At 71.2% G+C, this 13,651-nt stretch carries 13 protein-coding genes; 9 read left to right on the forward strand and 4 right to left on the reverse strand.

Annotated features, from left to right (window positions below):
- Window positions 1-93 precede the first annotated feature (93 nt).
- The 3 genes from IEX47_RS08760 to IEX47_RS08770 form a co-directional block, all read right to left on the reverse strand.
- On the reverse strand, window positions 94-1,017 hold the full coding sequence (locus IEX47_RS08760; RefSeq protein ID WP_188783618.1) for a hypothetical protein: 924 nt from the start codon (window positions 1,015-1,017) through the stop codon (window positions 94-96).
- On the reverse strand, window positions 1,014-1,613 hold the full coding sequence (locus tag IEX47_RS08765) for an RNA polymerase sigma factor (protein ID WP_188783619.1): 600 nt from the start codon (window positions 1,611-1,613) through the stop codon (window positions 1,014-1,016). The genes IEX47_RS08760 and IEX47_RS08765 overlap by 4 nt, the downstream gene beginning before the upstream one ends.
- Window positions 1,614-1,694: 81 nt before the next feature.
- Complete coding sequence (locus IEX47_RS08770) at window positions 1,695-2,207, reverse strand: RDD family protein (protein ID WP_188783620.1); 513 nt, start codon at window positions 2,205-2,207, stop codon at window positions 1,695-1,697.
- A gap of 89 nt (window positions 2,208-2,296) precedes the next feature.
- On the opposite strand from IEX47_RS08770, the gene IEX47_RS08775 reads away from it, so the two are divergent.
- The 8 genes from IEX47_RS08775 to IEX47_RS08810 are packed head-to-tail and all read left to right on the forward strand — an operon-like array spanning window position 2,297 to window position 12,594.
- Window positions 2,297-2,908, forward strand: a complete 612-nt coding sequence (locus tag IEX47_RS08775) for a TetR/AcrR family transcriptional regulator (protein ID WP_229662744.1) — start codon at window positions 2,297-2,299, stop codon at window positions 2,906-2,908.
- A complete protein-coding gene (locus tag IEX47_RS08780) occupies window positions 2,905-3,747 on the forward strand; it encodes a TIGR03084 family metal-binding protein (RefSeq protein WP_188783621.1) in 843 nt (280 codons plus the stop codon). The genes IEX47_RS08775 and IEX47_RS08780 overlap by 4 nt, the downstream gene beginning before the upstream one ends.
- A complete protein-coding gene (locus tag IEX47_RS08785) occupies window positions 3,744-5,492 on the forward strand; it encodes an acyclic terpene utilization AtuA family protein (protein ID WP_188783622.1) in 1,749 nt (582 codons plus the stop codon). The genes IEX47_RS08780 and IEX47_RS08785 overlap by 4 nt, the downstream gene beginning before the upstream one ends.
- Window positions 5,489-6,658, forward strand: a complete 1,170-nt coding sequence (locus IEX47_RS08790; RefSeq protein WP_229662745.1) for an acyl-CoA dehydrogenase family protein — start codon at window positions 5,489-5,491, stop codon at window positions 6,656-6,658. The genes IEX47_RS08785 and IEX47_RS08790 overlap by 4 nt, the downstream gene beginning before the upstream one ends.
- Window positions 6,655-7,824, forward strand: coding sequence for an acyl-CoA dehydrogenase family protein (locus IEX47_RS08795; protein ID WP_229662746.1), 1,170 nt, complete (start codon window positions 6,655-6,657; stop codon window positions 7,822-7,824). Before IEX47_RS08790 ends, IEX47_RS08795 begins: the two co-directional genes overlap by 4 nt.
- On the forward strand, window positions 7,821-9,434 hold the full coding sequence (locus tag IEX47_RS08800; RefSeq protein WP_188783623.1) for an acyl-CoA carboxylase subunit beta: 1,614 nt from the start codon (window positions 7,821-7,823) through the stop codon (window positions 9,432-9,434). The genes IEX47_RS08795 and IEX47_RS08800 overlap by 4 nt, the downstream gene beginning before the upstream one ends.
- Window positions 9,435-9,445: 11 nt before the next feature.
- Window positions 9,446-11,428, forward strand: coding sequence for an acetyl/propionyl/methylcrotonyl-CoA carboxylase subunit alpha (locus IEX47_RS08805; RefSeq protein ID WP_188783624.1), 1,983 nt, complete (start codon window positions 9,446-9,448; stop codon window positions 11,426-11,428).
- Window positions 11,428-12,594: an acyl-CoA dehydrogenase family protein gene (locus IEX47_RS08810; RefSeq protein ID WP_188783625.1), complete on the forward strand. Its 1,167-nt coding sequence runs from the start codon at window positions 11,428-11,430 to the stop codon at window positions 12,592-12,594. Before IEX47_RS08805 ends, IEX47_RS08810 begins: the two co-directional genes overlap by 1 nt.
- A gap of 72 nt (window positions 12,595-12,666) precedes the next feature.
- Here IEX47_RS08810 and IEX47_RS08815 read toward each other — a convergent pair whose 3' ends face one another.
- Window positions 12,667-13,017 (reverse strand): DUF6054 family protein, encoded by a 351-nt coding sequence (locus tag IEX47_RS08815; RefSeq protein WP_188783626.1) that lies wholly within the window; start codon window positions 13,015-13,017, stop codon window positions 12,667-12,669.
- Between the two features lie 152 nt (window positions 13,018-13,169).
- Here IEX47_RS08815 and IEX47_RS08820 point away from each other — a divergent pair, with 152 nt between their 5' ends.
- Window positions 13,170-13,643, forward strand: coding sequence for a GNAT family N-acetyltransferase (locus IEX47_RS08820; RefSeq protein ID WP_188783627.1), 474 nt, complete (start codon window positions 13,170-13,172; stop codon window positions 13,641-13,643).
- Window positions 13,644-13,651: the final 8 nt, after the last annotated feature.

The raw sequence follows: 13,651 nt of genomic DNA on the forward strand, positions 1-13,651 counted from the left end.
CGCGCTGCACCCGGACCAGCGGGGGCAAGGAACACGACGCGGGCGGGGCTCCTCGGGGGAGGGCCTCGCCCGCGTCGGCGTTGGTGGGTGCAGTCAGCGGTGGCGTACGCCGGCGGCGATCTCGATGACCTGGTCCTCGCTCAGCTCGCCGGGCGCCTGGAGGACGAACTCCCGACCGTCGGGAGCGGGTGCGACGAGGACCCAGTCGCGCGGAGTGCCGCTGTCGCCGACGTAGTTGCCGATCCAGCCCGTGCGGCCGTCGACGCTGACGTCGTGGACGTTCTTCGCGCCGAAGTCGGAGGAGGGATCCGCCTGCGACGACAGCAGGGTCACGCTGAGTTCGCCGCGCTCGCCGTAAGACACGTGCATGTCCGACTGGTACGCCTGCACCTGCCAGCCAGCGGGGGCCACGGTGAGGAAGAGGTCAACACGCTGGCTGCGGTCCGCGACGGACTCCGCGACGTGCTCGATCACCTGCTCGTCGGCGAAGTCGCCGCGCCCCGAGACGCCGATGTAGTCACCGTCGTCCTGCTTCCAGACGACCACGACGTCGCCGGGGTCCTGTTCGAAGACGGTGGCATCGTGGCCCCGGACCTCGATCGCCCGCTCGTGCTCGCGGTCCTCCCAGTTGTCCGGGGTCGGCGAGACGACCACGTTGATCCCGTCCTGTGGCCGGCCGTACGACGCGAACATCAAGGTGCTGCTGTCCTTCGAGAAGACCGGGTCGCCGAGGCCCGCCGGCAGCCAGGTGGGCGTGACGGGGAAGGTCAGGGGGTCGACGGCGGCCAGGGCGATGGAGTGGTCCGAGCCCATCAGCGCGGGGGCGACGGCGATGCCCGCGCCGCCGGCGGCGACCACCGAGGCGGCGACGAGGAGGGGCAGCCGGCGGGTGCGGCGTACGCCGGGGGTGGTTGCGTCGAGGGCGGCCGAGAGCCGGGCGCGGGCCGCGGCGAGGGCGGCGTCGGAGGGCTCCGGGGCCGAGGGGCCGAAGCGGTCGAGGAGATCGAGGTCGTTCATCGGAGCTCTCCCTGCAGGTCGTCGAGGACGGGGCGCAGCTGCTGGCGCGCCCGGTGGAGGCGGGACCGCACGGTCCCGAGCGGGATGCCGAGGGCGGCGGCCACCTCGGCCTGCTCGAGCTGGCCCCACGCCAGCAGGAGGAGTACGTCGCGGTCGGCTGCCTTCAGCTCGGCCAGCGCCGTGGCGAGCCGGGGCCGCAGCGCCGCGGCATCGGCCAGTGCGACCGCCTCGCCGGACCCGTCGGCGGCGACGAGCGCGAGCGGCGTCCGGCCGAGGGCGCGGTAGCGAGTGGCTTCCGCGCGGTGGTGGCGGCGCACGAGGTTGGCGGCGATGCCGTAGAGCCACGGCCGGGCATCGGCGAGCTCGGCCCGGTAGCGGGTGCGCAGCTCGAAGGCGGCGACGAAGAGATCGCCGAGGAGGTCGTCGGCGATCGCGCCGAGGCGCCGGGACAGGAAGCGGTGCAGCTCGCGGGAGTGGCGCTCGAAGAGGGCACCGAAGGCGTCGGGCTGCGTGAGCGACAACGCGATGATCGCGTGGTCGTCGACAGGCTGCACGGGGTCCTCCGGTGGGCTCAGGGCCAGGTCGTGGGCTCTCATGACCAGTCCATCGCACGGGGAGGCGATCGCGTTCACGTGCGCCGGAGTCGGGCAGGCCAGGGCCGGGGGCGGGCCCCCGCCTCAGACGCGCTTGACCACCACGGTCCCGAGGATCTTGTCGGTCAGCGTCTGGTGCTTCGGCTGGTCCCAGAGCGGCCACAGGTAGTCGAGGTAGACCGCCTGGTTGATCAGTCCGTGGAGCAGCCAGCGCCCCAGGCAGCTGCCCCAGCCGGGTGCCGCGCCCGTCTGCTCCTGCAGGACCCAGATGCCGACCTTCGCCTTGCCCCAGGTCTGGCCGGTGCGGCCCTGGCGCACGACGGAGTTGTTGACCTGCCGCACGACGCCCCAGATGGCGCCGCCGAGGAAGAGGACCGCGCCGAGGATGAACATCGCAGCGGCGAGCCCGTCGTCGTCGGTGTCGGAGGCCACCGCGCCCGCGATGAACGCGACGACAGAGAGCAGCGTGAGGACCAGCGGCGGCAGGTAGTAGACGACGTCCCAGAGCGTGGCCACCGCGCGGTCGCCCCACTCGGCGTACGTCGAGGTGGGCTGCGGCTGGGCGGGCACGGCGTACGGCGGGGGCTGCTCGGTCATGGCCGCACCTTCTCACGTGCGACAAGCCGCAGAAAGGACACTAAAAGTCAGTCTTGACTGTTTCTAAGTATGTGGGACACCCTGTACCCGTGACCCAGACGACCGCGCGCGTGCCCCAGGAGGAGCGCACGCGAGCGATGCGGGCCCGGCTGCTCGAGGCGACGATCCAGTGCCTCGTCGACGCGGGCTTCGCCGGCACGTCGACCACGCTCGTCTCGAAGATCGCGGGGGTGAGCCGGGGCGCGCAGCTCCACCACTTCCCGACGAAGAACGACCTCGTCGTCGCCGCCGTCCGGCACCTCGCCGACCAGCGCGCGATCGAGTTCGAGGCCGCGCAGCGGGAGCTGCCGGTGGGCGAGGGGCGCACGCGGGCGGTGCTCGACATCCTCGCGGAGTACGTCACCTCGCCGTTCTTCACCGCGGCCCTCGAGCTCTGGGTCGCTGCCCGCAGCGACGAGCAGCTGCTCGCCGCCGTGGGCCCGCTCGAGATCGAGACCGGTCGCGGCCTGCACCGCATCGCCGTCGAGCTGCTCGAGGTCGACGAGTCGCGCCCCGGCGTGCGTGAGCTCGTGCAGGCGACCCTCGACCTCCTCCGCGGCCTTGGCCTCGCCAACACGCTGGGCGACGACTCGCACCGGCGGGCCCGGATCCTCGACCGCTGGGCCATCACCCTCGACCACGAACTGAAGGAGCTCGCATGAGTGACGTGCTGGACGGGGTCCTCGCGGACCTCCAGGCCGAGAGCGCGTACGTCGAGTCGCTGGTCGCCGACCTCGACGAGGCCGGCTGGCGCACCGCCACTCCCGCCGAGGGCTGGGACGTGGCCACCACGATCGCGCACCTGCTGTGGACCGACGAGTCGTCGGTGACCGCGATCGAGGGGACCCTCGGCGACAAGACGCGGTGGGACGCGCTGGTCATGGAGGCGTTCGCCGACCCGACCGGCTTCGTCGACACCGCTGCGCTGACGATCGCCAAGACCCACACGGGCGCTGAGCTGCTCGAGCGCTGGCAGGCGTCGAAGGCCGCGCTCGCTGCCGCGCTCCGCACCGTCCCGGACGGCCAGAAGCTGATGTGGTTCGGCCCGCCGATGGCACCGGCGTCGATGGCCACGGCCCGCCTGATGGAGACCTGGGCCCACGGCCTCGACGTCGCCGACGCGGTCGGTGCCCCGCACTCGGTCACCGACCGGATCCGCCACGTCGTCAGCATCGGCTTCCGCACCCGCAACTTCGCCTTCGCCCAGAACGGCCTCGAGGCGCCGGCCGAGCCGATCCGGCTCGAGCTCACCCTCCCGTCGGGCGAGCCGCTCGTCCTCGGCCCGGACGACGCGGGCCAGACGGTGACCGGGTCGGCGTACGACTTCGCGGCGCTGGTCACCCAGCGCGTGCACCGCGACGACACCGGCCTCGTCGCCGACGGGCCCGACGCCGAGAAGTGGCTGGCGATCGCCCAGGCGTTCGCCGGCCCTGCCGGCGGCGGACGCCCCGCACAGAAGGACCAGTCCGGGCACGACCAGTCCCAGGGGGAGAAGGCATGACCACCGCAGCACGCATCGGCAACTGCTCCGGCTTCTACGGCGACCGCCTGACGGCGTTCCGGGAGATGCTCGAGGGCGGGCCGCTCGACTACCTGACCGGCGACTACCTCGCCGAGCTGACCATGCTGATCCTCGGCAAGGACACCTTCAAGGACCCGCACCTCGGCTACGCGCGCACGTTCGTGCGGCAGGCCGAGGACGCGCTCGGCCTCGCGCTCGAGAAGGGGGTCAAGGTCGTCGTCAACGCGGGCGGCCTCAACCCGAAGGGCCTCGCGGAGAAGCTCGCCGAGGTCAGCAACGGCCTCGGCCTCAGCCCGAAGATCGCCTATGTCGCGGGTGACGACATCCGCAGCCAGACCGAGGCGCTCGGCCTCGCGCACCCGACGTACGGCAACCCGCTGACGGCCAACGCCTACCTCGGCGCGTTCGGCATCGCCAGCGCGCTCGGCAAGGGCGCGGACCTCGTCGTCACCGGCCGCGTCACCGACGCGAGCGTCGTCGTCGCCCCGGCGATCCACCACCACGGCTGGACGCCGGAGTCGTACGACGCGCTGGCCGGCGCGGTCATCGCGGGGCACATCATCGAGTGCGGCACGCAGGCGGTCGGCGGCAACTTCTCCGGCTTCCTCGAGCTGCCCGAGGAGGCGCGGAGCAAGCCCCTCGGCTTCCCGATCGCCGAGATCTCGGCCAACGGCGACATGGTGATCACCAAGCACGAGGGCACCGGCGGAGCGGTCACGCTCGACACGGTCACCGCGCAGCTCGTCTACGAGATCCAGACGACGAAGTACCTCAACCCGGACGTCACCGTCGACCTCACGACGATGGAGCTGACCCAGGAGGCACCCGACCGGGTGCGGGTCAGTGGCGTCACCGGCGACCTCCCGCCCGCGCAGCTGAAGGCCTGCCTCAACTACTTCGCCGGCTACCGCAACTCGATGGAGCTGATCCTCACCGGCCTCGACGTCAAGGAGAAGGCCGCCTGGATCCAGGCGCAGGCCACCGCGGCGTTCGGCGACAAGGGCCCGGGGCGTGTCGTCTGGTCCGACGTCGTCCAGCCCGACACCGACGCGGCGACGCAGGAGGCGGCCTCCGCGATCCTGCGGATCACCGCGTTCGACACTGATGCGGCCAAGGTCGCGAAGGGCTTCACCGGGCCGGTCATCGAGCAGGTCCTCGGCTCCTACCCGGGCTTCGTCCCCTGCCGGATGCCCGGCCCCGGCACGGCGTACGGCGTCTACACCCCGGCGTACGTCGACCGGAGCGTCGTCGAGCACACCGTGGTCCACCACGACGGCTCGGTCGAGGTGATCGCCGACCCGAAGGTGAGCGACCAGCCGCTCGACCGCACCGTGGGGCTGCGGCCGTCGCCGTTCCCCGCACCGGCCGACACGCTGACCCGGCGCCTGCCGCTCGGCACGTTCGTCCACGGGCGCTCGGGCGACAAGGGCGGCGACGCCAACATCGGCCTCTGGGTCAAGCACGACGGCCACCCGAAGTACGCCGAGCGCGTCACGTGGCTGACGAAGTTCATGTCGCCGCGGCAGGTGCGTGAGCTGATCCCGGAGGCGAAGGACCTCGACGTCGAGGTCTACCCGCTGCCCAACCTCGGTGGCGTCAACATCCTCATCCACGGCCTCCTCGACGAGGGCGTCGCCGCCACCGCCCGGTTCGACCCGCAGGCCAAGGGCCTGGCGGAGTGGGTCCGCGGCCGGCTGGCCAACATCGAAGGGAGCCTGCTGTGACCGCCTGGTCGCCGACCGCCGGATTCAACGAGGACCAGGTCGCCCTCAAGCAGAGCGCGCGGGCGTTCGCCGAGCGCGAGCTGATGCCGCACATGGAGGAGTGGGAGCGCGCCGGCGAGGTGCCGCGCGATGTCCAGAAGAAGCTCGCGAAGGCGGGTCTGCTCGCAGTCGGGTTCCCCGAGAAGGTCGGTGGCGACGGGGGCACCCTCTTCGACAACCTGGCCCTGCAGGAGGGCTTCATGGAGGCCGGCGTCTCCGGCGGCGCCCTCACCGCGATGTTCACGCACGGCATCGCCGTCCCGCACATCGCCCGCAACGGCTCGCCCGAGCTGATCGAGAAGTGGGTCAAGCCCACCCTCGCCGGCGACCTGATCGGCTCGCTGGGCATCACCGAGCCCGGCACGGGCAGCGACGTCGCCGGCATCACCACCAAGGCGGTCCGCGACGGCGACGAGTGGGTCATCAACGGCGCGAAGATGTTCATCAGCTCGTCGGTGCGCGGTGACTTCGTGACGGTCGCGTGCCGCACCGCCGACACGGGCGCCCACGGCATCTCGCTGATCGTCGTCCCCAAGGGCACGCCCGGCTACACCGTCTCGCGCAAGCTCGAGAAGATGGGCTGGCTCGCCTCCGACACCGGCGAGCTCACCTTCGACGACGTACGGGTCCCGCTCGGCAACCTGGTCGGCCAGGAGAACCACGGCTTCTACTACATCGCCGACCAGTTCGTCACCGAGCGGATCGGGCTCGCACTGCAGGGCTACGGCCACGCGATCCGCTGCCTCAACCTCACCGCGGCGTACGTCGCGCAGCGCACGGCGTTCGGCAAGCCACTCAACGCCAACCAGGTCGTGCGCGCGAAGCTCGTGGAGATGCGTCGCCAGGCCGAGGTCGCGCGGACCTACACGCTCGAGGTCGCCCGCCGGTACGCCGCCGGCGAGTCCGTGATCGCCGAGGCCGTGCTCGCCAAGCAGACCGCCGTCGAGGCCGGCTGCTGGGTCGCCAACGAGGCGGTGCAGCTGCACGGCGGCATGGGCTACATGCGCGAGACCGAGGTCGAGCGCCACTACCGCGACGCACGCCTGCTGCCGATCGGAGGAGGCGCGACCGAGGTGCTCTCCGACCTGGCCGCCCGCTTGTTCGGCTACGCCCCGGAGAAGAAGTGAGGTACTCGCCGACCTCCGGCTGGACGCCGGAGCAGGTGGCGCTGAAGCAGTCCGCGATGGAGTTCACGCGCCGAGAGGTCGTGCCCCACCTGGACGCCTGGGAGCGTGAGGGCGAGCTGCCCCGCGAGCTGCAGAAGAAGCTCGCGCACGCCGGCCTGCTCGCTGTCGGCGCCCCCGAGGAGGCCGGTGGCGACGGCGGGACCCTGCTCGACGTCTGCGCGATCAACGAGGGCTTCATGGAGGCCGGCTGGTCCGGCGGCGCGATGGCCAGTGCCTTCACGCACGGCATCTCCGTGCCCCACGTCCACCAGAACGGCACGCCCGACCAGGTCGACCGCTGGGTGCGACCGGTCCTCGCCGGCGACGCCATCAGCTCGCTCGCGATCACCGAGCCGGGCACGGGCTCCGACGTCGCCGGCATCACCACCCGGGCGGTGCGCGACGGCGACGAGTGGGTCATCAACGGCGCCAAGACCTTCATCACCAGCTCGGTCCGCGGCGACTGGGTCGTCACGGTCTGCCGCACCGCGGACGCCGGTGCCCACGGACTGTCGCTGATCGTGGTCCCGCACGGCACGCCCGGCTTCACCGTGTCGCGCAAGCTCGAGAAGATGGGCTGGCTCGCCTCCGACACCGGCGAGCTGTCGTACGTCGACGTGCGGGTCCCGCTCGACCACCTGGTCGGCGAGGAGAACGCGGCGTTCTACTACATCGCCCAGAACTTCGTCACCGAGCGGATCTTCCTCGCCCTCCTGGGCTACGGCCACGCCCTGCGCTGCCTCAACCTCACCGCGGAGTACGTCGCGCAGCGGACCGCCTTCGGCAAGCCGCTCAACGCCAACCAGGTCGTGCGGGCGAAGCTCGTGGAGATGCGGCGCCAGGTCGAGGTCGCGCGCAGCTACACGCTCGAGGTCGCCCGCCGCTACGACGCCGGCGAGCAGGTCATCGCCGAGGCCTGCATGGCCAAGCAGCCCGCTGTCGACACCGCCGTCTGGGTCGCCGACCAGGCGGTCCAGCTGCACGGCGGCATGGGCTACATGCGCGAGACCGAGGTCGAGCGCCACTACCGCGACGTACGGATCCTGCCCATCGGAGGAGGTGCGACCGAGGTGCTCAGCGACCTCGCCGCCCGCCTCCTCGGCTACTCACCGGAGAAGAAGGCATGAGCACAGAAGCACCCGAGGCCGTCGAGCTCACGGTGGAGGAGAGCCGCCGCCAGGCGATGCTCGCCAAGATCGCGCACATCGACGAGCAGAACCAGAAGGCCGTCCAGGCCGGTGGCAAGTACATCGAGCGGCACCACCAGCGCGGCAAGCTGACCGCCCGCGAGCGGATCGAGCTGCTCGTCGACGAGGGGTCGGCGTTCCTCGAGCTGATGCCGCTGGCCGGCTGGGGCTCGGAGTTCGCGGTCGGCGCCTCGATGGTGACCGGCATCGGCGTGGTCGAGGGCGTCGAGTGCATGATCGTCGCCAACGACCCGACGGTGAAGGGTGGCGCGCTCAACCCGTTCTCGCTGCGCAAGTCGTTCCGCGCGGCCGAGATCGCCGAGCGCAACTGGCTCCCGACGATCAACCTGACCGAGTCCGGTGGCGCCGACCTGCCCACGCAGAAGGACATCTTCATCCCGGGCGGCAAGGGGTTCCGCGACCTGACCCGTGCCTCCGCGCGCAAGCAGCCGACGATCTCGGTGGTCTTCGGCAACTCCACTGCGGGCGGCGCCTACGTCCCCGGCATGAGCGACTACGTGATCATGGTCAAGGAGGCCGCGAAGGTCTTCCTGGCCGGCCCGCCGCTGGTCAAGATGGCGACCGGCGAGGAGTCCGACGACGAGTCGCTGGGCGGCGCCGAGATGCACTCGCGCATCTCCGGCTCCTCCGACTTCCTCGCCGTCGACGAGCACGACGCGATCCGCCTGGCGCGCCGCTGCGTGGCCCGGCTCAACTGGCGCAAGAAGGGCACCTCGCCCGACCCCACGTCGTACGCCGAGCCGGACGGTGACCCCGAGGAGCTCATCGAGCTCTTCCCCGAGGACCTCAAGGAGCCGTTCGACCCGCGCGACGCGATCCTGCGGATCGTGGACGGCACCTCCGCGACCAACGGCACGCCGTTCGACGAGTTCAAGCCGCTCTACGGCACCGCGCTCTGCGTCGGCTGGGCGAAGCTCCACGGCCGCCCGATCGGCATCGTCGCCAACGCGCGCGGCGTGCTGATGAGCGAGGAGGCGCAGAAGGCCGCGCAGTTCATCCAGCTGGCCAACCAGAAGGACACCCCGCTGCTCTTCCTGCACAACACGACCGGCTACATGGTCGGGGCGGAGTACGAGCAGGGCGGCATCATCAAGCACGGCGCGATGATGATCAACGCGGTCTCCAACTCGAAGGTCCCGCACCTCACGGTGATCATGGGAGCGTCCTTCGGCGCCGGCAACTACGGCATGAACGGTCGTGCCTACGACCCGCGCTTCCTCTTCACCTGGCCGTCGGCGAAGTCCGCGGTCATGGGCCCCGCGCAGCTCGCCGGCGTCATGGAGATCGTGGCCCGCGAGTCCGCGGAGAAGAAGGGCCAGCCGTGGAACCAGGAGGAGTTCGAGGGGATCAAGGCCTTCGTCATGCAGATGGTCGAGGACCAGTCGCTGCCCGAGTTCCTCTCCGGCCTCGTCTACGACGACGGCGTGATCGACCCGCGTGACACCCGGACGGTGCTGGGCATCTGCCTCTCCGTCATCGACAACCAGCCGATCGAGGGCGCCATGAACTTCGGCGTCTTCCGCATGTGATGGGGCCCCACGTGATCAATCGACTTCTGGTCGCCAACCGCGGCGAGATCGCCCGCCGTGTCTTCCGCACCTGCCGCGAGCTCGGCATCGAGACCGTCGCCGTCTTCTCGTCCGCGGACGAGGGCATGCCCTTCGTGCGCGACGCCGACGCCGCGGTGCACCTGCCCGGCAACGCGCCTGCCGAGACCTACCTGCGCGGCGACCTCGTCATCGCGGCAGCGAAGGCCGCCGGCGCCGACGCGATCCACCCCGGCTACGGCTTCCTCTCGGAGAACGCCGCGTTCGCCCGCGCCGTCGTCGAGGCGGGCCTGACCTGGGTCGGCCCGGCCCCGGACTCCATCGAGAAGATGGGCTCGAAGATCGAGTCCAAGAAGCTCATGGAAGCCGCCGGCGTCCCGGTGCTCGGGTCGCTCACGGCCGACACCGCCACCGACGCCGACCTCCCGCTGCTCGTGAAGGCCTCGGCCGGTGGTGGCGGCCGCGGCATGCGCATCGTCAACGCCCTGGCGGACCTGCCGGGCGAGATCGAGAAGGCCTCCTCCGAGGCCGCCTCGGCGTTCGGCGACGGCACGGTCTTCGTCGAGCCCTACATCCAGACCGGCCGCCACATCGAGGTCCAGGTCATGGGCACCGCCGACGGCACGCTCGTCTTCGGTGAGCGCGACTGCTCCGTGCAGCGCCGCCACCAGAAGGTGATCGAGGAGGCCCCGGCTCCTGCGCTGCCCGACGCGACGCGGAAGGCGCTGCACGAGGCCGCCAAGGCCGCCGCCGAGGCGATCGACTACCGCGGCGCGGGCACCGTCGAGTTCCTCTACGACGTGGCGAAGGACCGCTTCTACTTCCTGGAGATGAACACCCGCCTCCAGGTCGAGCACCCCGTCACCGAGGCCGTGTACGGCGTCGACCTGGTCGCGCTGCAGATCGCCGTCGCCGAGGGCCGCTCGCTGGGCGACGTCACGATCGGTGAGCCGCAGGGCCACGCCATCGAGGTCCGCCTGTACGCCGAGGACCCGGCCCACGGCTACCAGCCGCAGTCCGGGCGGATCACGCGCTTCGAGCTGCCCGGTGTCCGGTCGGAGTTCACGACCGAGGGCCACGGCATCCGGCTCGACTCGGGTGTCGGCGCCGGCGACGAGATCGGCACCTTCTACGACGCGATGATCGCCAAGGTGATCGCCTTCGCGCCGACCCGTGAGCAGGCACTGCGCCAGCTCGCCGGTGCGCTCGCCAAGGCCGAGCTCCACGGCCTGACCACCAACCGCGACCTGCTGGTGAACCTGCTGCGCGACCCGGTCGTCGTCGACGCCACCATGCACACCACGTGGCTCGATGGCGCCGACCTCGCGGTGCTCGGCGCCCCCGTCGGTGGCGCGGACGCGGTGCCGCTCTCGGGCTTCGCGGCCGCGATCGCGCTGGCCGAGCGGGCCCGCCTGGCCAGCCCCGTCCAGAGCCGGATCCCGGCGGGCTTCCGCAACGTGGTCTCCCAGCCGCAGCTCACCACGTTCCTCCGGGGCGGGTCGGACGAGGACGAGCTCGAGGTCCGCTGGTACGGCGGCCGGTCGTTCCGCTCGGCCGACCTCGACGGTGTCGTCGTCCACGAGGTGACGCCGGAGCAGGTGGTGCTCGAGGAGGGTGGCGTCCGTCGCGGCTTCCAGATCCACGTGACTGGTGACGCTGTCGACGTCGAGTCGTCGCTCGGCCACGTCGCGCTGCGGAGGAAGCCGCGGTTCGTCGACCCGTCGAGCCAGGTCGCGGAGGGCTCGCTCCTCGCGCCGATGCCGGGCTCGGTCGTGGCCGTGCACGCCGCGGTCGGCGACGAGGTCGCCGAGGGCCAGCCGCTGCTGGTCATGGAGGCCATGAAGATGCAGCACACCATCGCCGCGCCGTACGCCGGCACGGTCACCGAGCTGTCCGCGACCGCGGGCCAGCAGGTCGAGGCGGGCACCGTGCTCGCCGTCGTCCAGAGCAACGAGAGCTCCGAGGAGGAGAACTGATGAGCACCATGTTCACTGAGCCCGAGGAGCGCGTCGCCCTGCGCGAGGCGGTCAAGAAGCTGGCCTCGAAGTACGGCCGGGAGTTCGTCGAGAAGCAGGCCCGCGAGGGCGGCAAGATGACGGAGATGTGGGCCGAGATGGGCCGCAACGGCTTCCTCGGCGTCAACCTCCCCGAGGAGTACGGCGGCGGTGGCGGCGGCATGTCCGACCTTGCCGCGGTGCTCGAGGAGGCGTCGGCGGCCGGCGCGCCCCTGCTGATGATGGTCGTGAGCCCCGCGATCGTCGGCTCGATCCTCGCCCGCTGTGGCACCGAGGAGCAGAAGAAGCACTGGATCCCGCAGATCGCCTCGGGCGAGGTGACCGCGGCGTTCGGCATCACCGAGGCAGACGCCGGCTCCAACGCCCACAACATCACCACGACCGCCTCGCGCGACGGTGACGAGTGGGTGATCAACGGCCAGAAGACGTTCATCTCCGGCGTCGACGAGGCCCAGGTGATCCTCATCGTGAGCCGCACCGAGGACGCGAAGACCGGCAAGCTCAAGCCGGCCCTCTTCATGGTGCCGACCGACGCCCCGGGCTTCACCAAGCAGGTCATCCCGATGGCGTGGAAGGCCCCGGAGAAGCAGTTCACGCTCTTCCTCGACAACGTCCGCGTGCCTGCCGACGCGCTGGTCGGCGACGAGGACGGCGGCCTCTGGCAGCTCTTCGCCGGTCTCAACCCGGAGCGGATCATGGGCGCCGCGATGTCGTGCGGCATGGCCCGCTACGCGCTCGAGAAGGCGGTGGCGTACGCGAAGGAGCGCTCGGTCTGGAAGGACGCCCCGATCGGCGCCCACCAGGGCATCCAGCACCCGCTCGCCAAGGTGAAGATCGAGCTCGAGCAGGCCCGCCTGCTCTGGCAGAAGGCTGCGGCCCTCTACGACGCGGGCGACGACTTCGGCGCCGGCGAGTACGCCAACATGGCCAAGTACGCCGGCGGCGAGATCGCCTGCAACGCCTCCGACGTGGCGGTCCACACCCACGGCGGCAACGGCATGACCGAGGAGTACGGCCTGGCCAACCTCATGGTCGCCGCCCGCCTCGGCCGGATCGCCCCGGTCTCGCGCGAGATGATCCTCAACTTCGTCGCGATGCACTCGCTGGGTCTGCCGAAGTCCTACTGATCGTCGAGGTCGTCCGCCTGGGGGTCACGTCCGCGTGACGTCCGGGCGGACGACACGGCAACCCCGGTGCCGTCAGGCGTCGCCCTGGCCCGGGAACGACTCGATGGCGCGCGCGGCGACGCCGAGGAAGCTGCTCTCGCTCAAGGTGTTGGCCTTGAAGAACATCGCCTGGCTCCCGCCCGTGCCGAACGCCGACACCGCGAGCTCGTCGCCGACCGCGAGGATGCTGAGGGTCAGGGCGACCCGGTTGCCGCCGAGGGCGCCGAACCGCTCGTACGACCGCACGACCATCCGGGCATCGCCGATCCGCTGGTCGGTGCCGCCCTCGGCCGACGCGGTGATGCTGCGGCCGAGGATCGCGGAGTCGAGGTGGGTGAGGAACTGGTCCGCGTCGCCGCGGAGCGTGTACTCGAGGTGCGCCATGGGCCGAGGCTATCCAGCCTGCCCAGCCCGGCCCGAGGCGCCGGCCGCAGCGTGCCATGAACGCCCGGGTCGCCCGGTTTCGTCGCATTCGCCGCGTGAGCCTGCCCACGAAAGTTGCAGCTCAGGGGCGGTTGCTGCCTACGGTCGAAGGGATGACTCCAGCCAACAGCGCCACCCTCCGCCCTGTCCGCCAGCACGACTTCGACGCGATCGTCGAGCTCAACCAGACCGCCCTCGAAGGGGTCGGCGAGCTCGACCACGAGGGCCTTGCGCTCCTCGTCAAGCAGGCCGACCAGGCCCTCGTCGTGGAGGACGCGGGCGACATTGCCGGCTTCGTGATCACGCTGCCGCCGGGCTCGGTCTACGACTCCACGCGCTACGACTGGTTCGAGGCGCGGCTCGACGACTACGTCTACCTGGACCGGATCGTCGTCTCCCGCGCCCACCGGCGCAAGGGCGTGGCCTCGCGCCTGTACGACGCGGTCGAGGCCGATCTGCCCGTCGCCCTCGAGGTCTACGACACCAACGAGCCGTCGCTCGCCTTCCACGAACGCCGCGGCTACCGCCAGGTCGGCGAGCTCGAGCACGCGGGCAAGACCAACCTGATGCTGCTCAAGGCCTCCTGAGCGCCCGG

Source organism: Nocardioides phosphati (genome assembly GCF_014646375.1).
In the GTDB taxonomy this organism is placed as follows: Bacteria; Actinomycetota; Actinomycetes; order Propionibacteriales; family Nocardioidaceae; genus Nocardioides; species Nocardioides phosphati.

Excerpts from the sequence above, each read along its gene's own strand:
- IEX47_RS08760 (WP_188783618.1), bottom strand. The coding sequence starts at position 1,017 with ATGAACGACCTCGATCTCCTCGACCGCTTCGGCCCCTCGGCCCCGGAG.
- IEX47_RS08765 (WP_188783619.1), bottom strand. The coding sequence starts at position 1,613 with ATGAGAGCCCACGACCTGGCCCTGAGCCCACCGGAGGACCCCGTGCAG.
- IEX47_RS08770 (WP_188783620.1), bottom strand. The coding sequence starts at position 2,207 with ATGACCGAGCAGCCCCCGCCGTACGCCGTGCCCGCCCAGCCGCAGCCC.
- IEX47_RS08780 (WP_188783621.1), top strand. The coding sequence starts at position 2,905 with ATGAGTGACGTGCTGGACGGGGTCCTCGCGGACCTCCAGGCCGAGAGC.
- IEX47_RS08785 (WP_188783622.1), top strand. The coding sequence starts at position 3,744 with ATGACCACCGCAGCACGCATCGGCAACTGCTCCGGCTTCTACGGCGAC.
- IEX47_RS08800 (WP_188783623.1), top strand. The coding sequence starts at position 7,821 with ATGAGCACAGAAGCACCCGAGGCCGTCGAGCTCACGGTGGAGGAGAGC.
- IEX47_RS08810 (WP_188783625.1), top strand. The coding sequence starts at position 11,428 with ATGAGCACCATGTTCACTGAGCCCGAGGAGCGCGTCGCCCTGCGCGAG.
- IEX47_RS08815 (WP_188783626.1), bottom strand. The coding sequence starts at position 13,017 with ATGGCGCACCTCGAGTACACGCTCCGCGGCGACGCGGACCAGTTCCTC.
- IEX47_RS08820 (WP_188783627.1), top strand. The coding sequence starts at position 13,170 with ATGACTCCAGCCAACAGCGCCACCCTCCGCCCTGTCCGCCAGCACGAC.